Annotated in this window: 20 protein-coding genes; 7 read left to right on the forward strand and 13 right to left on the reverse strand. The window is 34.3% G+C overall.

Translation table 11 applies throughout. The annotated features are described in order from the left end of the window. Positions 1-252: 252 nt before the first annotated feature. Positions 253-630 carry a nuclear transport factor 2 family protein gene (locus ACEN92_RS01400; protein WP_495640586.1) on the reverse strand — a complete coding sequence of 126 codons (378 nt, stop codon included), beginning with the start codon at positions 628-630 and terminating at the stop codon, positions 253-255. Positions 631-983: 353 nt separating this feature from the next. Here ACEN92_RS01400 and ACEN92_RS01405 point away from each other — a divergent pair, with 353 nt between their 5' ends. Continuing rightward, positions 984-1,250, forward strand: a complete 267-nt coding sequence (locus ACEN92_RS01405) for a hypothetical protein (RefSeq protein ID WP_495640587.1) — start codon at positions 984-986, stop codon at positions 1,248-1,250. A 171-nt stretch (positions 1,251-1,421) separates the two neighbouring features. On the opposite strand, the gene ACEN92_RS01410 is transcribed toward ACEN92_RS01405, so the two are convergent. The 3 genes from ACEN92_RS01410 to ACEN92_RS01420 all read right to left on the reverse strand — a co-directional run bounded on the left by ACEN92_RS01410 (position 1,422) and on the right by ACEN92_RS01420 (position 2,728). Next, positions 1,422-1,679, reverse strand: coding sequence for a YceI family protein (locus ACEN92_RS01410; protein ID WP_495642321.1), 258 nt, complete (start codon positions 1,677-1,679; stop codon positions 1,422-1,424). After that, positions 1,666-2,046, reverse strand: a complete 381-nt coding sequence (locus ACEN92_RS01415) for a hypothetical protein (protein WP_495640588.1) — start codon at positions 2,044-2,046, stop codon at positions 1,666-1,668. Before ACEN92_RS01415 ends, ACEN92_RS01410 begins: the two co-directional genes overlap by 14 nt. Positions 2,047-2,200: 154 nt before the next feature. Further along, positions 2,201-2,728, reverse strand: coding sequence for a hypothetical protein (locus tag ACEN92_RS01420; protein WP_495640589.1), 528 nt, complete (start codon positions 2,726-2,728; stop codon positions 2,201-2,203). A gap of 220 nt (positions 2,729-2,948) precedes the next feature. On the opposite strand from ACEN92_RS01420, the gene ACEN92_RS01425 reads away from it, so the two are divergent. Continuing rightward, on the forward strand, positions 2,949-3,836 hold the full coding sequence (locus ACEN92_RS01425) for a winged helix-turn-helix domain-containing protein (RefSeq protein WP_495640590.1): 888 nt from the start codon (positions 2,949-2,951) through the stop codon (positions 3,834-3,836). A 307-nt stretch (positions 3,837-4,143) separates the two neighbouring features. Here ACEN92_RS01425 and ACEN92_RS01430 read toward each other — a convergent pair whose 3' ends face one another. Both ACEN92_RS01430 and ACEN92_RS01435 read right to left on the reverse strand, forming a co-directional pair. Further along, on the reverse strand, positions 4,144-5,280 hold the full coding sequence (locus tag ACEN92_RS01430) for a serine hydrolase domain-containing protein (protein ID WP_495640591.1): 1,137 nt from the start codon (positions 5,278-5,280) through the stop codon (positions 4,144-4,146). Beyond that, positions 5,270-5,392 carry a hypothetical protein gene (locus ACEN92_RS01435; RefSeq protein WP_495640592.1) on the reverse strand — a complete coding sequence of 41 codons (123 nt, stop codon included), beginning with the start codon at positions 5,390-5,392 and terminating at the stop codon, positions 5,270-5,272. The genes ACEN92_RS01430 and ACEN92_RS01435 overlap by 11 nt, the downstream gene beginning before the upstream one ends. 675 nt (positions 5,393-6,067) lie before the next feature. Between ACEN92_RS01435 and ACEN92_RS01440 the strand changes: the two genes are divergently transcribed. Continuing rightward, positions 6,068-6,940 (forward strand): COG4315 family predicted lipoprotein, encoded by an 873-nt coding sequence (locus ACEN92_RS01440; RefSeq protein WP_495640593.1) that lies wholly within the window; start codon positions 6,068-6,070, stop codon positions 6,938-6,940. A 528-nt stretch (positions 6,941-7,468) separates the two neighbouring features. Beyond that, positions 7,469-8,518 carry a T9SS type A sorting domain-containing protein gene (locus ACEN92_RS01445; protein ID WP_495640594.1) on the forward strand — a complete coding sequence of 350 codons (1,050 nt, stop codon included), beginning with the start codon at positions 7,469-7,471 and terminating at the stop codon, positions 8,516-8,518. A gap of 216 nt (positions 8,519-8,734) precedes the next feature. Here ACEN92_RS01445 and ACEN92_RS01450 read toward each other — a convergent pair whose 3' ends face one another. Then, complete coding sequence (locus ACEN92_RS01450) at positions 8,735-9,070, reverse strand: nuclear transport factor 2 family protein (RefSeq protein ID WP_495640595.1); 336 nt, start codon at positions 9,068-9,070, stop codon at positions 8,735-8,737. 509 nt (positions 9,071-9,579) lie between these two features. On the opposite strand from ACEN92_RS01450, the gene ACEN92_RS01455 reads away from it, so the two are divergent. After that, on the forward strand, positions 9,580-9,987 hold the full coding sequence (locus tag ACEN92_RS01455; RefSeq protein ID WP_495640596.1) for a hypothetical protein: 408 nt from the start codon (positions 9,580-9,582) through the stop codon (positions 9,985-9,987). 288 nt (positions 9,988-10,275) lie between these two features. Here the strand turns inward: ACEN92_RS01455 and ACEN92_RS01460 are convergent, their stop codons facing one another. After that, positions 10,276-10,977, reverse strand: coding sequence for an aspartate/glutamate racemase family protein (locus tag ACEN92_RS01460; RefSeq protein ID WP_495640597.1), 702 nt, complete (start codon positions 10,975-10,977; stop codon positions 10,276-10,278). A gap of 346 nt (positions 10,978-11,323) precedes the next feature. After that, complete coding sequence (locus ACEN92_RS01465; RefSeq protein WP_495640598.1) at positions 11,324-11,917, reverse strand: GNAT family N-acetyltransferase; 594 nt, start codon at positions 11,915-11,917, stop codon at positions 11,324-11,326. A 447-nt stretch (positions 11,918-12,364) separates the two neighbouring features. On the opposite strand from ACEN92_RS01465, the gene ACEN92_RS01470 reads away from it, so the two are divergent. Beyond that, positions 12,365-12,913 carry a type 1 glutamine amidotransferase domain-containing protein gene (locus ACEN92_RS01470; protein WP_495640599.1) on the forward strand — a complete coding sequence of 183 codons (549 nt, stop codon included), beginning with the start codon at positions 12,365-12,367 and terminating at the stop codon, positions 12,911-12,913. Between the two features lie 181 nt (positions 12,914-13,094). Here ACEN92_RS01470 and ACEN92_RS01475 read toward each other — a convergent pair whose 3' ends face one another. Continuing rightward, entirely contained in the window at positions 13,095-13,457 is a 363-nt protein-coding gene (locus ACEN92_RS01475; protein ID WP_495640600.1) for a winged helix-turn-helix transcriptional regulator, read from the reverse strand. Positions 13,458-13,572: 115 nt separating this feature from the next. On the opposite strand from ACEN92_RS01475, the gene ACEN92_RS01480 reads away from it, so the two are divergent. Beyond that, a complete protein-coding gene (locus ACEN92_RS01480; RefSeq protein WP_495640601.1) occupies positions 13,573-13,935 on the forward strand; it encodes a DoxX family protein in 363 nt (120 codons plus the stop codon). A 431-nt stretch (positions 13,936-14,366) separates the two neighbouring features. On the opposite strand, the gene ACEN92_RS01485 is transcribed toward ACEN92_RS01480, so the two are convergent. The 3 genes from ACEN92_RS01485 to ACEN92_RS01495 form a co-directional block, all read right to left on the reverse strand. Continuing rightward, complete coding sequence (locus ACEN92_RS01485) at positions 14,367-16,868, reverse strand: DUF7619 domain-containing protein (protein WP_495640602.1); 2,502 nt, start codon at positions 16,866-16,868, stop codon at positions 14,367-14,369. Positions 16,869-17,165: 297 nt separating this feature from the next. Further along, positions 17,166-17,834 carry a hypothetical protein gene (locus ACEN92_RS01490; protein ID WP_495640603.1) on the reverse strand — a complete coding sequence of 223 codons (669 nt, stop codon included), beginning with the start codon at positions 17,832-17,834 and terminating at the stop codon, positions 17,166-17,168. Between the two features lie 418 nt (positions 17,835-18,252). Then, complete coding sequence (locus ACEN92_RS01495) at positions 18,253-18,924, reverse strand: AAA family ATPase (RefSeq protein ID WP_495640604.1); 672 nt, start codon at positions 18,922-18,924, stop codon at positions 18,253-18,255. Positions 18,925-18,944 lie beyond the last annotated feature (20 nt).

The following is an 18,944-nucleotide window of genomic DNA, read 5'->3' on the forward strand; positions in this document are numbered from 1 at the left end:
TATTTTCAAAAATAACCAAAAAAGATTAAAAATTATCAAAGAATATTTATCTGCTACTCTAATAGTAATAAGATAATAGTATAAATATTTTAGAATGGTATCCTAAAAAAGAACTTCTCTTATAACTGTCGTTTAAAACCAGGAGACTTTTATAATATTTTATCAGATTAGAATTTATGAGAATATAAAATGCGCGAAGTCAGAAGAAGACGTTCGCGCATTATGGGCGTTGCTATAAAATGTTTTTGCAATCTATTGCTTGGATAACTCAGCTTCGGTATGAAGTACACAAACCCAATTATTGTTTTCTTTAGTCCAGGTAGAAGTGCAGGCACATTTCATAGGTGCTTTTTGTTTATCGTCTGCTATTCCTAATTCTATCTGGTATGCTATTACAGCACCATCCTGGCCAATTAATTGTGTTTCAGTATCGGAAAAATTCAGCACTTTTATTTTATTGCCGTCACCTGACTCAAACATTTTTTTAAAATTGGCTTCATCTACACTTTGTACACCATTTTTACCAGCGATTATACAAGGAAAACGAGTAAGATTTTTTACCGTTTCATAATCATGATTTTCCATTCCCTGCCAATATTTTTTTTCCAGTTCAATAATTTGCGTTTCCATAGTCATCTTTTATTAGTTAAACAGTTATACAAATTTCAAACTAATATTAAAACGTATAAACACTTTTAACATAGATTTAATTGACGATGGCTATAACGTGTTTCCGTATTTTGCCAAAATATTAAGAATGCTTATTTTTTTGCCTTGCCTATTTGCGATAAATAAATTCAACGCTATTAAGTTTTGTGAGAATTTGTAAAAGATTAATAAAAGCACAGGGATATTTTTTTTGTCTGTAAAAGGCCAACTGCGCTTAATTATGTAAGCAGTTATTCCAATTATATAAAATAAAATAGCTATAACTCTGTAATTTTAAATTATTAAAGTACTAAGATCACTTAATAAATAAAATTATGGAAAACTTAATTAATCAGGAAAATCTTGAGGACATCAGAGAACTTATTGAAAGTAAAATTGCAAATGTGCCGGGCAGTTATATACTCATTGGAGCAATTGGTTCCCTGCTTTTATCAGCATACCTTGCTAAAACAGGTAAAAAACAGGCTGCTTCAGTTATTGGAAAATTAGCTATTCCTATAATAGGAATCGGGATTGCCAAATATAAGGACGTGTTACAGTCAGAGTTAGAAAATCAGTTGGAAAATGTTAATATGTCTTAAAAAATTCAGACTTTCAGTTTGTCCATCGTGATTGAATAAAAGTTATAAAAGAGCTTTATTGGTGTGTACCTGTTTCAGCCAATAGAAAAAAAAGTCAGAAGCCTGAGAACGCAACTCTCAGGCTTTTCTATTTTATTTCAGGAAGACTTTCGCTAGAGGGGTTAAAGTCTTTTATGGATTCAGGTGTTTGTTTTTTGCTACGATCTTAATATGGAATTCAATGGAATCCGATATAGTCTGATCAGCTAAAACATCATAGAATTTTCCTGACATATAACGGATATCCCATTTTGTCCGATCAATGACCAACTTGCCATTCATTTTGACAATTCCGTCCTTAACTTCCATTTTCGCTGGAAAAGTAATTGGATGTGTGATACCTTTAATCGTTAGGTTTCCGGTAACTTTTTTATTCTCAACATTTAACATCAAAAAAATCAGGATCTTTTAAGTGCATAATAAGTCCACTGTTACTCCTATGGGTTTCATCTTCAATTGTATTCATGTCAATTTCAGCTGCACCACCCATAAGCTGACTGTTTTCAATCATCAATCCTCCTTTTGATATATGGACATATCCTGTATGATTGTTTGAACCAATTAGCATGGAACCTTTCCATGTTACAACACTTTCCTTCGTGTCTATTATAACATATTTTTCATTCCCTGCATATCCACGGGATATGGAGCTTGCCGATATATTATTTTTATTTTCCTCTTTTACAGGTCCACGGCAACACAAGAAGAAAGGAGCGATAATTAAAATTAAGTAAGTGATTGATAACTTGTTTTTCATACTATAGAAATTTATATTGATTAATAATAATTGACAGATTTTAAAATCAGCAACACACATTATTTCAGATCGACGCGCTTTTAAAGTCAGTAATGCAGGAAGTGTGAAAAACAAGCATCAACAACTAAGTGTATGTATTTCGTAATTTATTTACTCAACAGCCGCCTTTGCGGGGAACACGTTTAAAAATCACTTTATTATCTCGTTCTGCATAATCGCACGATACTATTGGATATGAATACTTGGGCGCGTGCGATACGTTATGGCTTTTTATAATTATTTTGTCGTTAACTTTCAGGCTATGCAATTGCTTAAGTTGAGACTTTTCCGGCTCAAATTTTACAATATAATCGTCATCATTAATCCTGGCCATCACTCCGAAACCTAATCTTGATCCCGGCGGAAGAGAAAGAGAGGTTACAACTCCCTCAATATTGGTAAAAGCACTTATCTGCTTTCTTATTTTAGCTTCAGCGGCATACACTTTTTTACCTCGGGGAGATGCTTCCCATTTTTTGAACCGTATACCATCAGCGGTAGCCTCCCATTTCTTCATTTCGGCTTTCCTTTCAGCAGCAGAAAGCGGCTTTGGGGACGACTTTTTAAAAGTTTCATTCTTGATTTCACGATTAGCACCCGAGCCGTAGGCGAACGGAGCGAAGCTAAATACTAGTCCGCTCATCACAACCAGTGATAACATCAGCGCATAAATTACTTTTTTCATAGTTTTGTGGGTTTATTAAATTATATAGATTCTCTTGATAAGTCAGATCGGATAAGACATACTTTAATTTTTCATAGGCTATCAAAATCGATTCAGCAAAATTAATTTGATATTTTTCGGCTTTAGGGATTTGGATTGTAAATAAAAATGTAAACTTTGTAAATAAAAACTTGACACTATGCATCTTATTCGAAATCTGCTTTCAGGAAAACGAAAATACCTGCTAGGATTATTAGTACTCTCATTTATCTCTGTAATCTGTGTGGCTTTCATGGAGGATAGCGAGGATTTTAATATTTCAAGAAGGGAAGTTTTGCTGCGCAGAATTGGACATGAACTGCTTTTACAGTCGGGTGACAGTACATCGAGAGTACTTCCAGTAAAAAAGATCGCTGAAAATCAGTATCAGATCAGATTTGAGAATGATCTGACTTTTCAACCGGACTCGCTGGTGAATATTACCCGGCGTTTGTTGGCTAAAGACCCGCTCGCATGTGATTATGTTGTTAACGTCCTGAACTGTGGCAACTCCAGTGTTGCTTATGGATACGCTATATCCAAAAATAAAAAAGATGATATTGTAACTTGTATTGGAAGAAAGCAGCCCCCAGCATGTTATATGATTAACGTTAAATTCAAACCGACAGGCATAAATACAGCAAAGACCGGATATCTTCTGGGTGGCTTTTCATTTTTAGCATTTGTTGGATTTATTTTTTTGAGATCTGCTAAGCCACGAAAAACTTTACCTGACGATAAGGATACTCGTATGTTCACTTTGGGCTCGGTACTGTTCGATGCAAAGTATCGAAAACTCATCATAAATGAAAAGACAATAGATCTGACAGGAACGGAAACCCGTGTATTGCTCATTTTCGCATTATCTCCCAACGAGACCATAGAGAGAAGCCGACTGCAAAAAGAGATTTGGGAAGATGACGGTGTTATAGTAGGCCGCAGTCTCGATATGTTCATATCAAAACTTAGAAAAAAACTGGAACTTGATCCGAACATCAAAATTGTTGTGATACGCGGTAAAGGATATAAGCTTGAAATTAGCGCTTAAGAAAATTTTCGCAAATAACTAAATTTTTTCGTTGATAAGAATACTGCAGAGAGCTGAGTATGACAGCACATAACTTATAATGATATTTACGTTTTTGAGACTTCAAGGAACAGGCAGTCTGCAGGCTAATCTTTATTCAAACGTTATTATTGGTTCTAAATATTTATTCATTCTATTTATAAATTAAATGTTATTAGGTGTAATTTAACATGGTTTCAAGCTGATGCACAACGCTCCGGAACTACAGCGGTTGTGACTAAATTAAGCCAATTGTCCAATTTTTTTGCAACAAGTATTATGTGCAGCCTTAATTTTTAAAGTAAATTTCAGCAATTTTATCAATTAACTCTTCAGGTGAACAACCTGTCAAATTTGTCAATAAAATAATTGACAAATGATCCTCTGGATAGATAAAAAATGCCGCCCGTCCTCCTCCAATTGGAGCAACAGCAGGATGTTGTTTTCTTTCTACAACAGGCCATCCTAATGCATATCCGTTTAAAATACCGCCAAAACCCCCAAGCTGTCCATTATTTAGTTTAACCGGAGTCCACATAGTTTTTAAGCTATTCTCATCTTTAAGAAGGCGTTTAGATTTTAAGGCGATTATCCAGTGAGCCAGTTCTTCAGCTGTACTGAACATCCCTGCATCTGCCCTTAGTATTTTTGCAAACTTCTCATATGTCTGTACCAATTTATTACTCTTGACATATTCACCAGTGCTGTTGTCCAAGTAATAATACGAATAGGTAGGAGCCTTATTTTTCACTACATCATAAGAATTTCCATAAATAGTATGTTTCATTCCAACTATATCCAATTGATATTTTTGTATGAATTGCTCAAATGGAAGTTTACTATATTTATCTATTATCCTTCCTAATAAAAGGTAATTGGTTGCGTTATAGCTAAATTGTTCTCCTTTTGGAAATTGCAGGGGCATTGTTTGAACAATTTTCCAGGCTGTATCTTCTCCTTTGTTGCCCACAAGTCCGCCAGTGAGATTATCCTCTATATCCGGAAGTCCTGATGTATGGCTAAGTAACTGTTTAAGAGTAATAAACCTCCAATTAGCCGGTAAACTGTCAAGATAATCGGAAATGGGTTTATCAATATCTATTTTATTTTCTTCTGCCAATTGCATAATGGCAGTTCCTGTAAATACCTTCGCAATAGAATTTATTGAAAATATTGTGCTTTTAGTAACGGGTACTGAGAATTCTACATTAGCATTCCCAAGGGCCTCAGATAAAACAATTTTATCATTACTCATGACGACAATTTGAAGCCCCGGTATGTGCTGCTTTTCCATTTCTTCAAGCAGATATTTCTTTACTTTTTCAGTAGTAGTTTGTGCATGAGAAATCTTAGCATTAAACAATAAAATGCTAAATAGAACCAATGAGCAGTTTAATTTAATATATCTGGTTTGCCTAATTTTCATTTGTTGAGTTAAAATGATGAATTATTACCTTGTTGATAAAATTTATTGCTTCTTCGTTTGTCTTGCATAGTGGTCTGCCCAGGAATTTGTTAATTTTTGGGTCAGAACGCAAAGCAAAAATATCTTGCTGGTCGTCAATTGATAATTGTCTGAGAGTTAATCTTTACAGTTGTCAAAATTGGGAAAGTCGCTGAATTCATATCTGTCATTCATTTATATTGTCTGGTCTTGAGGTTGGTCATAGTCTGATCACTAACTTGTATATACCCGCTACAAAGTAGTGACAATCTATTTGTAGAGTAGGGAAACCCAAGCCATACAATTGTTTGCTGTTAGCAGCCATTTTTTATTTTAAATTCTTTGAGTCCAATAACATCTTTTCGGATTATTCTATTCAAATATATTTATTTTTTCTTATAAATTACTGGCAAAGGGCTTCAAATGTGAGCTTTAGTGTTTCTCTCTAAAGCTATTTATACGGAATTATAAAAAATCCCATTCTTCCTTTTTATAAAATAATAATTCTTTGGTAGGGTAGTTTATGTTAAGGCTGTTTTACTATTGAATCCTAAAAGAATAAAACATGACTTCCCTAAAAAAAAGTGATATCTGGCCATAAGGCCAATTTTTTTATAACAGTTCGTAAAAATAAAGATCTTATTATTGAAGAAAATGCTCATAAAAGCTAGCACAACTTCTCCCTTATACAATTATTATAATAAACGAATTTACCAAAACTGGTAATGTATATTTTTTCCCCTTTTAATACAAACTAAATTTAAAAAACATGAAATTAAAACAAATTAAAGTCGCTTTAAGTGTATTTGCAGTAACAACATTTTTCTTAAGCTGTAGTAATGACAATAATGAAACTCCAACTCCGGAAGTTAAAAAAGAGATTTCACTTTCTACAAGTACTACATTAGGTTCTTATCTCACAGATAAGGATGGAAGATCTTTATACTTTTTTTCAACAGATGCAAAAGACCAGGTAACCTGTACGGGAGGATGCGAACTGGTTTGGCCTCCATTTTATTTAGATAATCTAAGCGCTGATAAATTGGGTGCAGGATTAACATTCTCAGACTTTGCTACTATAACCACTACATCCGGCAAAAAACAAGTAACCTATAAGGGATGGCCATTGTACTATTATGCACCAAATGTTAACGGAACCAATACAGCAGAAGCTGCCGGTAAAACGACCGGAGACGGAGTTGGTGGTGTTTGGTTTATTGCAAAACCAGATTATTCCATTATGATTGTAAGAAGCCAGCTTGTAGGCCATGATGGCAAAAATTACAAATCAGATTACACGGTTGGTGATGGTTTAACCACCTACTTTACAGATGCAAAAGGATTAACATTGTATGCTTTTAAGTTTGATAATTTCAACAAAAACAATTACACAAAAGCCGATTTTTCAAACAATGCTGTTTGGCCAATATATGAAACAGATAAAATTGTCGTTCCTTCTGTTCTTGACAAATCTAAATTTAGTGTTATTACTGTATTTGGTAAATCTCAATTGACTTACAACGGATGGCCTTTGTATTATTTTGGACAAGATGCCAGTGTAAGAGGTTCAAATAAAGGAATTAGTTTTCCTAGTCCCGGAGTTTGGCCGGTACTGACAAAAGACTCTCCACTTGCGATATAAAATTCAAAACATTCCAGAGAATTGATGCAATGAGTTGATATAATATTTAAAATTAGTCCGATATCTGTCGGACTAATTTTGTTTTTAATTGGATCGAAGAATAATAAAAAGTATTACAGCTATGACTGTTGCGGAAGCTCCTTACTTTGTACCCGTTCCAAATAAGTATAAGGTAAACATGAAAAAAAACTTGGATAAATAGGGATGGATTATAGCAATGTGCTGCGAAGTCTCCTGACTTCGCAGCACATAACTTTTATAATATTTTTTGTTGACGAGAAGACTTCGGAAAGCGGACACAGAATGCAATTCTGCACTATCGTTGTGCAAATCTGCGCGGTCGGGATTTTCGTTTGATTTTGAATAATGTATTACTTCCTGCAGCGATAAAAAAAAACTGAAAACCTAATGATATATTCAGATCTTGCATCAGATACTGTCTTTATTTAATTATATTAATTAGAAAGATATTTATGCGTAAAACTTTTTCTTTTAGGTTACTTTTACAGCTTAATTTAAAATTAGCTTATGTCTAAAAATTACACTTTTTTTATTGTATTATTTACTTTATTTTTCAGCTTAGAAAATATTCAGGCACAAAATTCAACTCATTTAAATTTTGATGGGGCAAATGACAGAGTATCTCTTCCTACCCATGTCTCTAATTCTAACAATTTTACGGTAGAAGCATGGATATACACCGAAGCAAGCACCTATCAAACGATTTATGCCGAAGGGAATACGGGAAACTATAATCCTATGTTTTCTTTAACCAAAATGCCTGATACATCAGGTTTTGAAATCGTTTTACGTAACGCAGCAACCACTGGACTTGTGGTATCAAGCACTACTGGATATGTGCCGTTAAACACTTGGACTCATGTTGCATTTGTGAGAACTTCAGCAACAACAGCAAGTTTATACATTAATGGAGCAAATACTGATAATTTTACGTTTGCAGACCCGGGAAATATTGTCGTAAATGTCTCTAACATAGGTGTGCGTCAGCGTCCCGCTTTCGATGGTTGGTTAAATGGAAATCTCGACGAAATTCGTATTTGGAATCGTACTTTAACAATGACCGAAATACAAAATAATATGAATTGCGAACTGTCAACACCTGCTACTCAAACAGGTTTGGTGGGATATTATAAATTTAATCAGGGTGTCAATGGAGCGGATAATACCGCACTAACTTCACTAACAGATAGTAGTGTTACAGCCAGTAACGGAACATTACTTAATTTCGCATTAACAGGGGCAACTTCAAACTGGTTGTCAGGTTCTGTAATTGTAACCGGAAATACCTGTAGCCCATTTTTGAGCACTACGGATTTTGATATTAGTTCTAACATCAAAATTTATCCGAACCCTGCTACAACTACTGTAACTATCGATTTGTTATCCCTTGATCATTCAAATGTAGAGGTGTTTGATAGTAATGGCAGAAAAATACTTACACAGCAGCTAAACGATAACTCCAATAACATTAATATCGGAAATTTATCTTCGGGAATGTATCTGTTTAAAGTGAATTCCGATAAAGGAAGTGCTATAAGCAAAGTAGTTAAGCAATAAATAAAATTTATATTTAAAGAAAGGCTTCGGGAAATCGAAGCCTTTCTTTTTATCTTTTGTTTTCTAAGTTGAAAAAATGAATTACAAATATGACAAAGTAAAACATTGGTATTGAACAATTCATTTGCTTTACTCTGTGGGCACAGAATGCAATTCTGCCTATCGTTGTAAGTCTGCGTGGTCGGATATAACTAATGATAAATGTATATTGCTATTTTAAAATTTATAAACTCTTTCTATTTTGTTTTCTGCAATTTCAAACATGATTAATTGGTCAAGACCTTCTTTTTGACCATACCTACCATAAATGACTTCATGCAAAATTATTATATTGCCATAATTGACTCTATTGATAATTTCCGCCTTAAGGTTTGGTGAGTTGTCAAATAAGTCTTTATACATTTTTTCACATGCATCTTTCCCATCAACTAAAACAGATTTATCGTGAAATTGTATAATTTGAAAATTTTCACTAAAAAGTTCCATATTACCTTTTAAATCTCTCTTATTATAAGCCTCAATTTGTGTAGTTACAATTTCAGAAGGGGACATAGTGTTTAGTTTTAGTATTTGTTATTAAAATAATTTTTGGCTATGCAATGAAGCAATTAGATTATAAGTCATGAGCTTTGCGGAAATGTTAGTTCACCTCTGCTTTCCTTTGAATAAATTTAGTGTTTTTATCTAATGTAAAGTAAAGGCAGAATTGCATTCTCTGCCTGCAAAATAAGGAAAAATAATTGTCTTTTAATTTCTTCTTAAATCATTTTCTTTAATCCATTCACTGCAATTTTTTACTGAGAGGCTGGCATATTTCAGAAAGAAATCTTATCATAGAATTATATAGCATTTCGAAGATTAACAGTTCTAATTAATTATCATATTTCCTTTTAATAAATAATAAGGAAAAAAACTAAATTCATAAATCTTATATTTTTTTTACAAAATAAATAATTGATAAGCAGTTGTTTACTGTTTTGTTTGAAAATATTAACGTTTGTCAAAGCAACCTTATTTCTTATTCGCCCTCTTCATAGTATATAAACAATATAAATATTAATATGAAAAATTTTAGATTAAAATCTGTTTTAGTAGTTTTATTAGGGTTAATTACTCTTATTTCTTGTAATAACGATGATGATAAGTCACCAGTAACCACAAAAAATGCTTTCGTTACCGAAGTAAAAGGACCTGCAACCGGAAAAGTAAATGTAGAATTAAGTTATGATGTAACTTTTATGCCAGAAACTGCTTGTGGCGAATTTAATAAGTTTACAGAAGCAACTATTGGTTCAGTAAAAGGTTTACAGGTTGAGGTAAAATACCCATCAGAAGTTTGTACATTACAAGTTCCTGCTCCAAAAACTGTAGTTTACAAATTCAAATCGGCAACCAAAGGAACTTTTGAAATTAAATTCAAAAAATCAGCAACAGAATTCATAACACAAACAGTTGTTATCACAGAATAGTTTTTTACAAATGCCTTAAAAAGTATTTTATTTGTAATTTTATTCAATAAAACACCAGTCCAGGATTGGTGTTTTTTTAGAAATAGAAAATAGTAAAAGTATTTTCGTGATTTTTGAGAGTATACATCTATTTTCCCGGTGCTAGCGGAGCATCTCAATTGTACTAGATTGTGTGTTCATATTTGCATGCAGGAGCGGGATATTTGCACCAGCAAAGGATTTTTCATATCAGCCGCACTATTGCCAGCGGATGTTAGTAACTCGTTCTCTTTCAACGCTGTTTCTAACTTATTTGTCTGCCGAAATAGCATACTCTAATGCTGCATTTGAATGTAAAATAGCTGTGTCAAAAGTTGGGATAAAACAATCATTTTGTGAAATTAATAATGGAATCTCTGTACAACCCAAAATAATTCCTTCTGCTCCTAATTCTTTTAAATTAGCAATAATGTCAAGATATATTTGTTTTGAATCATTTTTAATTTGTCCACGAACCAGTTCTTCTACAATTATTTTATGTATTATTTCTTGTTGATTTTCTGAAGGAACTATCGTAGTAATTCCATTATATGAAAGTTCATCTTTATAAAAATTTTCAGTCATTGTAAATTTGGTACCTAATAGTCCTATTTTTTTTAATCCTGCTTTTTTTATTTCTTTAATTGTCGGATTTAGGATGTGAATAAAAGGTATGTCAACTTTTTCTGTTACTTCATTAAATACTTTGTGCATGGTGTTTGTCGCAATAATACAGAAGTCGGCACCGGCATTTTTTAATTTTTCTGAAACCGAGATAATGTCGTCAGTAATTTTGTCCCATCGATTTTCAGCACGCCAAATATGATAGTTTTCCAGATTGACACTATAAATGATGATATCAGGATAACCATAATAGCCAAATTGTTCTACATATTTTCTCGTGATATTTAAGTAATATGAGACTGTCGATTCCGGGCTTAATCCTCCAATTATTCCAATCTTTTTATGCATATGTATTATTCAATTACTTAACATTTTTCGAATGGCCGCTAACTTGTATATATGCGAAACAATTTTCGCCAATCTACACAAATGGAAGGTAAATACGAAGGTTTGTGTTGTATTATTCTTTTTTCAAATGTATTTCTTTTTTCTAATAAATCAGCAGGAGAATTTTATTTTCGGGATATTTAAACTTAATATCTTTTTATAAAAATAGAAGATAAACAACACCTGAAAAAAAATGCCACAAAAAATGAACTGCCCCCAAAAAGTTAGACACTGTTTGGGGGCAGTTCAGAGACATTTGCAAAGCTTTTCAAGAGAACACTTCGTGGAGCAGGTTATTTGTAGGCTTTTATCTGATTTGGTTTTTAATACTTTGTTTCACATTTTCCCATTCACTATTCAAAATACTATAAAAAGCAGTATCTCTCGGGATTCCATTTGGTTCTATTTTATCCTTTCTTAAAACTCCTTCAAATATTCCGCCAATTTTTTGAATTGCTTTTCTTGAACGTACGTTGTTCTCTTTTGCTCTAAATTGAACTCTATTAGTTTTTAAATTTTCGAAACAATAATTGAGTAATAATAATTTACACTCCAGGTTTACATTTGTCCCCCAATATTCTTTCATAATCCAGGTAACACCTATTTCTATTTTTTTGTCATTAGGATATATTTCAAGAAATCTGGTAGTTCCAATAATTTTGTTTGAATCTTTGTGAATAATAATGAAAGGATACACTGTTCCTTTTTCTCTATCATTTATTGCGTTGTTGAAATTCGGATAAAATATTTCTTCAACTGAATAGTCTACAGATGTTAATTTCCATATTTCTTTATTAGATGCAGCAAGAAATAAATCTTCTAAATGTTCTTTTTCTAAAGGGAGCAGCTCTATTTCATTTCCTTTTAATACTATAGGATGATTAATCCAATTGTTCTTCATAACTCTATTTTTTTAAGCTTACGCTAACTTGTATATATATCCGATAGCGCAGAATTGTATTCTGTGCCCGCAAAGTAAAGAAAAATAATTGTCTTTTAATTTCTGAAAATATCAAAACAAATCTAGCAATATTCGATAGCGCAGCGTGCAATTCTGCGCTATCGTTGTGTAGATCTGCGCGGTCGGGTATTTCTCGTTTTCCTGGAATGTCTTTTTATTTTCGTACTCACTAATTTATACGATTATTTTCTTGGCTTTCATGCTATAAAATAGTAAACTAAATTGACATGAATCTTATATAATTTCAATTTAATTTTTAATAAAAACCTGTAAATCAATTAATTAACTTTTATTAAACAAAGGTTTAACATGGTGTGTTTTCGCTTGCTGTCTGAAATAACTAATTTTAGCTAAATCAAATTAATAACGTTTTAAATATTTAAAATTATGAAAAAGAATATAGCCATATTAGCCACACACGGTTTTGAAGAAACAGAATTATCATCGCCTAAAGCCTATCTGGAAGAGCAAGGCTGGAATGCAGATATCGTCAGTTTGAAATCAGGAACTATCAAAGCCTGGAAAGACGGTAATTGGAGCAAGGAATATAATGTTGATGTAGTATTAGATCAGGCAAATGAAGCAGATTACGATGCTTTGGTTCTTCCTGGAGGAGTTATAAATCCTGATTTATTGAGAAGAGAAGAGGCTGCAGTAAATTTTGTACGTGCCTTTTTTAATAGTAAAAAACCAGTAGCGGCTATTTGTCATGGCCCTCAAATTCTGGTAGATGCTGATGTTTTAGAAGGTCGAAAAGTAACTTCGTTCTTCTCTGTTAAAAACGATTTGAAAAATGCCGGAGCACAATGGGAAGACTCCGAAGTAGTCGTAGACAATGGATTGGTGACCAGCAGAAACCCTAATGATTTGCCCGCTTTTAATAAAAAAATGGTGGAAGAAATTAAAGAAGGAAAACACGAGCGTCAGACAGTGTAAAAAGATCTTTTTTAATTAGATTTATCAAGTTACAAAAAATGCAAGATCAATTTTGGTCTTGCATTTTTTGTAATTGCCAGTTTAATTACTCATAATTACATAATCCGTTGGTGCAGAATGCAATTCTGCGCTAACGTTGTGTAAATCTGCGCGATCGGGTTGAGAAGGGTTTTTAGTCCAATTAATCAGTAGTAATCTTCTTTTTGTGTTTTGTACCCCATTCAGCCAAAGCTGTAATAATATCTTTTAAGGATTTACTGTATTCCGTAGGAATATATTCCACGATAACAGGCGTTTGGTCAACAACAATGACTGTTCTTTCTATTAAATGGTTTACTTCTAATTTTTTTAATTCACTTGAAAGCACACTTGCAGAAATACTTTTTATGGTTCGTTGTAAATCATTAAACCTTGTATGTCCGCCCAAAACAGCAATCATTACTCTAATAGTCCACCTGCCACCAAGAACATATAGAGCGTCTTCAGTTGCTGACAGGCGATTTGTACATTGTGATTCCGAATACCCTAATTTGCTTGTTGCCATTTTGCTGTTTTGAGGTTAACTAACCCAAAGGTTACTACTAACATTATAGTAACTACTATATTTTGGTTAGCTAATGTACATAATTTTGCTTTATTAACTTTTAAAACAAAATAGAATGAAATTAACAAAAATTACGTACTACGCTACTACAGGAATTATTTCGGCAATGATGCTGTTTATTGCTTTTGAAACCCTTACAAAACCCGAAGTAAAAGTTTCAATGCAACATTTAGGTTTCCCTGATTATTTCAGAATTGAAATAGGAATTGCAAAAATTATTGGTGCAGTTCTTATATGGCTGCCCGTTCGCTTATTAAAAGAGTTGGCATATATTGGTTTTGCAATTATGTTTGCTTCGGCTTCGATAGCTCACTTTGTCGTTGGTGATCCTGCCGATAAAGTAATTGCAGGAGTAGTTTTTCTTGCCATATTAATTGTTTCTTATGTAACTAACACTAAAATCCAAAAAGCAAAATAAATTACCTTCGTTAGCTAACGTATTATTCAGCAATGTTATACCTTGATTTTCGAAGTGCTTCTCAGTGCTGTGCAAATGTCATTCGCTTTGTGCTATTTTATATATTTTGGTTAGACAAAAACTTCTCAAAGTCTCTGACTTTTGTCTTGCATTCATACAAATACTTTTTATAAGAATAATATTTATGCTGAATATTATTCTTTAGAAAGACTCTGTAAAAAGGCAGGAGACTTTTATAGAATAGCACAAAGCGAATGACATTTGCGCAGCTTTTCATGAGAACACTTCGTAGAGCGGGGTAAAAAGTCGGGAGACTTTTGAGAGGTTTAGAGCTTATAAGTGGATTTAAAAAATTGCGTAAAGTCAGAGACATTTGCGCAGCTTTTTATAAGGAACACTCCGGAAAGTGGACCACCAACTACGCCCAGCACCTACTTTTTAACAAACCGCATCACACCATCGCCCAGTTCCGTCCTCACCCGCATTACATAGCTTCCATTAGCAAGTGTTGTAACATTCACATCACCTTGGGGTCCCGGTGTTACATTTTCAAGTACCGACTGCCCTAAAAGATTATACACTGTTACCGACTGAACATTAACTTGTTTGGGATTACTGATGAATACCTTATCGCCCGCAGGAACAGGATAAAGCGCCAATTCAATCGTTTCAAATGATATAGTATGCAAAGACGTCTGCACCCTCACGACCGAAGTATTCGTCACAACAGGAAGATTGTAGTCAAAATAAATCGAAGCTGTATTCTCTAGAACAGCACCTTCTGCAAGCGAATTCAATGAACGAATTTTAAAAACCAAATAGCCATCATTATTCTCATCAGCAAACCCAAGCTGTATGTTGTTGAACATAAACTCGACCTGATTACCTTGTATCACGCGGGTAGTAAAAGGATGGCTACCGTCTACTGGACTCAAACTAGCGATATCAAATTTAGTGGTATCAATCATATCGGTCACCTTAATGTTTTGCGCCGATGCCGTACCCAAATTCTCGAATCGGATGCGGTAATACATATAATCACCTACATGTTCCGGGCGCACATAGTCACCTCCGAGGCAAATCTTATCATTAGGATCAAACGAATTTACTACCGTTTGCTCCAATGTCGCTTCATTATTCGTCGCAACTTCGTCTTGAGCAATGTTTGCCACTGCTGAAAATTTCAATACATCATTACCATTCAGTGGTGGCGTATCGGTAGGGGTGTTCAAGTTTAGTTTTACAATATATTTAACTTCAGATAACGGCAATAAACCCTCAACATTCCATGCCACCGAGCCAAAACCTGCGCTTGCGGCCAAAGGGGTACTTTGGAGGTATTCCGCCGTAGCGGCATCGTACGCAAATCGTACAGTACCTGTTGCCGTTTGATTGCCATTGTTCCTAACCAAAACTTTATAATAGGCGTCAAAACCTGGTCTCGCTCTGTCAATTGGTACTATTACAACCGACAAATCATGGTGGATTCCGACTGCGGTCACACAGAAATTCTGGTTTGCATAATTCGTTGCCGATGGCATATTCAGACTGATACTTGATGGCGAAACGCTGAACCAAGTCGGATTGTCAAGTATAGGGGTGATAACACTTGTGCCATTTTTGAGCATTACGCCATGGTAACCATTGGAACTGGAATAATAATAACTTTGGTTCGTACTGTTCACCAGTTTGTACTTAAGGTACGGAAATCCGGGATCGGCATCGGTACACCCATTATTTTGCATGTCAAGTCGGGTATAGCCGTTTACAAGGTAGCTATCAGTACCGAGCAAGCGAATCATGTTAGTCCTATTAGACTGACCTCCAATATTTCCATAATCACCACAGTGCAAGATCATACCGTCAGGTTGCTGCACGACCCTGCGCACCGCCGAGTATTCTGTAAGCCTAACGCTAGTACCAGTCGTCGATGGCGAAAAAGAATAAGTTACTGAACCGTTTGGTAACAGCATAGCAATACCATAAATACTGCTCGCGCTAAAATTACCTCCAATCAGGATATTGCCGTTAGGTCGCACCAAAATGTCATTTACCACAGGTTCTGTGTCATATATTGGGGATGAAAACGTGTTGTCATAACTTCCGTCGGGATGCAGCCGTGCTAAGCTCTTAGAATTGTTGCCGTCGCAAGTATCGAACCTTCCGCCCACCAGTATTTTTCCGTCAGGCTGTAATGCCAATGAAGACGTATAACCATTCCGACCTATAAAACTGGTGCTGATATTAAATGTTGGATCTATTGTGCCGTCGGCATTTAGTTTTTCAAGATTGTAGTACGTAACCGCCCCTCCTGAGTCTAACATTGAGCCTGCTACAATCAACTTGCCATCTGGCAATACCAATACGGCCCTGCAAGACTGTATTTCGGGATGCTCATCATAAAAAGTGGTATCTAAAGCACCATCGGCTGTCAGGCGAAGCAGTTTTTTAGAAGAGTCATTTCCAACCAGTAGCTTCCCGTCTGGCAACAAGGTCAAACAGTAGATATAAGAAGACGTTAGCAAAGCTGGCGTGTCGAAGGTTGTATCAATAGTACCGTCGGTGTTCAGCCGAATCATGGGTTTGACTACACCTGCTACGGTAAATACGGAGCTCAATATAATTTTGCCATCGGACTGTATCACTATCGGACATTTATGCCCATTTGCCGTATTATCGGTCAATACCTTAAAAGCAGCATCACTCGAACCGTCTGCATTGAGTCGTTCTATGGTTCGCGTCCATCCCGTATTGTAATTATATTGGGTAGCCGCAATGACAATTTTGCCGTCGGACTGAAGCGCCATATCGTTGACTTGTTTTTCATAATTATTCCAAACCGTAGCAGGAATAAATCCCGGATCGGCACTAGCTGCATTTTGCGCTTGAAATAAAGCAGGAAGCAATAACAGTAAAAGTAATAGTTTTCGCATGTTTCAGATTTTGGCCAAAGATAGTAAAGTAATGGTGAGAAACGCATTTAAATGCAAGTGATGTGGAAGTTGAATATGTAGTTATCGAACTTTCGGGAATTTAGGTTTTTTTATCTCTCCTGCTAGCGCGAGCGTCTCGCTCGTGAACGCAATCTAAATCAACAATACCGAATCATCTCTGTAAATATCTTTTCGGCAGACTGTTGCTAGATTTTACTTTTCATTTATTTAGATAGTTGTCATTCTTTGTGTTCACGAGCGAGACGCTCACGCCAGCAAAGGCTCGCGTACGTTTTATTATTCTAAACTTCTGATATAATCGAAGAAAAGTTGTCTTACTCCGTCTGGTAATCTTAGTTCTAATAAAGACTGTTGATTAAGTTCATCTGCCTTTTTTATACATTTGTAAACCAAATCTCGAAATTTTTCAACATTTATTAGAGTTGTATATTCTTCACGATTACCATCAAGTGTTTCATAACTTCCGTCCCAGTTTGTAACAGCTTTTTTGTAGACCGTTTGAATACTATTATCATAGCGAAAGATATAATGGTCATTATTGAATTTACTTTTAGATGTCAAACTTACATTGTGTAAAAGACCGTTGCGTAATGCGTATAGGGTATCTATTATTTCATCATCTTCATCTATTTCTCCAAAATAGACTAAACATCTTTTTATTCCATTTTGATATTTTGATTCTGCTTTATCCTTTCTGTTATAGCATATGCCTAATTGATCCAATATGGCACATAATGATAAATATGGTATCAATTGCTTACTATACTCGAAAGATAATGAGTGCTGAATGTTTTGATATACAAAAGATAAAGTTGATCTTAATCTAGCATTTTTTACATTGATTGGAGAATTACTTGTAGATAGATGAACAAATGCCATTTCTTCAAATGTAAGTTCATGGATGTTTTTATCCCTTAATTTATTTAGAGTAATATTATATTCCATTTTTTATTAAATTTTTAAGTGTTTCGTTTTTAGGTTTTCGTTTTCTAAAATTATGGGTATTTGAATATACTCGCTACAAATTAGCGACAATCTACCCAAATTTGGCTATATTTTACGGAGGTTTGGATCATATTATTCTTTTTCAAAATATAATTTTACCAATATAAACAACTACGTACTTATACCTGATTTATTCCTTATAAATCCTAAACTCCGATAGCACAGAATTGCATTCTGTGCTCGCAAACAATAAGAAAATTGTCTTATAATCTGGTAAAATATCCCAGGTTGGCGCGAGCGTCTCGCTCGTGAACGCAATCTAAATCAGCAATACCGAATCATCTCTGTAAATATCTTTTCTGCAAATTGTTGCTAGATTTTATTTCTCATTTATTTAGATAGTTGTCATTCTTTGTGTTCACGAGCGAGACGCTCGCGCCAGCAGAGGAATTTTTATTAAACCATTTAAAGGATTGCCTTCAAGTTCCACGTTGTCGTCAGATAAATCCTGTTCTTCATCATATTTATCAGGATCTAATAGATATGATTTTATTTCAAACAAAGTATTTATCTTCTTGTCACAAAATTGCCAAAAACTCATAGGCCACAGTTCTACAGCTTTTCCTGATTTTGTATTAAGATCTATTACTTTTTTTCTCGCAAGATTGTATTCTTCAATAAGTGTTTCTAAGTTTTTAGGGTGTAATACTAATCTTAAACCTAACAAACCTCCATTCCAATCAAGTGAAGGTATAATATGACTTACGTATCTTAATTCTTTAGTATCTACATTGAACCATAAATCTAAAGACGGTAAATACGGTTCAAGCAGTTTGATGCTTTTATCTTCATTTTCTAAAGTTTCTTTTGTAACCCATACTTCAGCAATTCTATTTAGTTCAGTCCAATTTGTAATGGTGAAATCCTGAGTTTTAAATTCTTTTCTTTCTAAAAAGGTAATAAGTGCGTCCATAGCGGTTGTTTTTCCGCTATTATTCGCGCCTACAAATATGGTTTCTTTGGCAGAAAACTCAATTTTACACGATTTAAGTTTTCTAAAATTTTTTATCCTTACAAAGTCAATTTTCATGGTTTATTTTTATGATAGTT

Source organism: Flavobacterium sp. Flavsp81, assembly GCF_059491325.1.

Bases quoted from the DNA above. Each gene is read 5' to 3' on its own strand.
- ACEN92_RS01490 (WP_495640603.1), bottom strand. From the start codon at position 17,834: ATGGAATATAATATTACTCTAAATAAATTAAGGGATAAAAACATCCAT.
- ACEN92_RS01470 (WP_495640599.1), top strand. From the start codon at position 12,365: ATGAAAAAGAATATAGCCATATTAGCCACACACGGTTTTGAAGAAACA.
- ACEN92_RS01420 (WP_495640589.1), bottom strand. From the start codon at position 2,728: ATGAGCGGACTAGTATTTAGCTTCGCTCCGTTCGCCTACGGCTCGGGT.
- ACEN92_RS01425 (WP_495640590.1), top strand. From the start codon at position 2,949: ATGCATCTTATTCGAAATCTGCTTTCAGGAAAACGAAAATACCTGCTA.
- ACEN92_RS01400 (WP_495640586.1), bottom strand. From the start codon at position 630: ATGGAAACGCAAATTATTGAACTGGAAAAAAAATATTGGCAGGGAATG.
- ACEN92_RS01430 (WP_495640591.1), bottom strand. From the start codon at position 5,280: ATGAAAATTAGGCAAACCAGATATATTAAATTAAACTGCTCATTGGTT.
- ACEN92_RS01465 (WP_495640598.1), bottom strand. From the start codon at position 11,917: ATGAAGAACAATTGGATTAATCATCCTATAGTATTAAAAGGAAATGAA.
- ACEN92_RS01440 (WP_495640593.1), top strand. From the start codon at position 6,068: ATGAAATTAAAACAAATTAAAGTCGCTTTAAGTGTATTTGCAGTAACA.
- ACEN92_RS01415 (WP_495640588.1), bottom strand. From the start codon at position 2,046: ATGAAAAACAAGTTATCAATCACTTACTTAATTTTAATTATCGCTCCT.
- ACEN92_RS01405 (WP_495640587.1), top strand. From the start codon at position 984: ATGGAAAACTTAATTAATCAGGAAAATCTTGAGGACATCAGAGAACTT.
- ACEN92_RS01485 (WP_495640602.1), bottom strand. From the start codon at position 16,868: ATGCGAAAACTATTACTTTTACTGTTATTGCTTCCTGCTTTATTTCAA.
- ACEN92_RS01410 (WP_495642321.1), bottom strand. From the start codon at position 1,679: ATGTTAAATGTTGAGAATAAAAAAGTTACCGGAAACCTAACGATTAAA.
- ACEN92_RS01460 (WP_495640597.1), bottom strand. From the start codon at position 10,977: ATGCATAAAAAGATTGGAATAATTGGAGGATTAAGCCCGGAATCGACA.
- ACEN92_RS01495 (WP_495640604.1), bottom strand. From the start codon at position 18,924: ATGAAAATTGACTTTGTAAGGATAAAAAATTTTAGAAAACTTAAATCG.
- ACEN92_RS01455 (WP_495640596.1), top strand. From the start codon at position 9,580: ATGAAAAATTTTAGATTAAAATCTGTTTTAGTAGTTTTATTAGGGTTA.
- ACEN92_RS01480 (WP_495640601.1), top strand. From the start codon at position 13,573: ATGAAATTAACAAAAATTACGTACTACGCTACTACAGGAATTATTTCG.
- ACEN92_RS01475 (WP_495640600.1), bottom strand. From the start codon at position 13,457: ATGGCAACAAGCAAATTAGGGTATTCGGAATCACAATGTACAAATCGC.
- ACEN92_RS01445 (WP_495640594.1), top strand. From the start codon at position 7,469: ATGTCTAAAAATTACACTTTTTTTATTGTATTATTTACTTTATTTTTC.
- ACEN92_RS01450 (WP_495640595.1), bottom strand. From the start codon at position 9,070: ATGTCCCCTTCTGAAATTGTAACTACACAAATTGAGGCTTATAATAAG.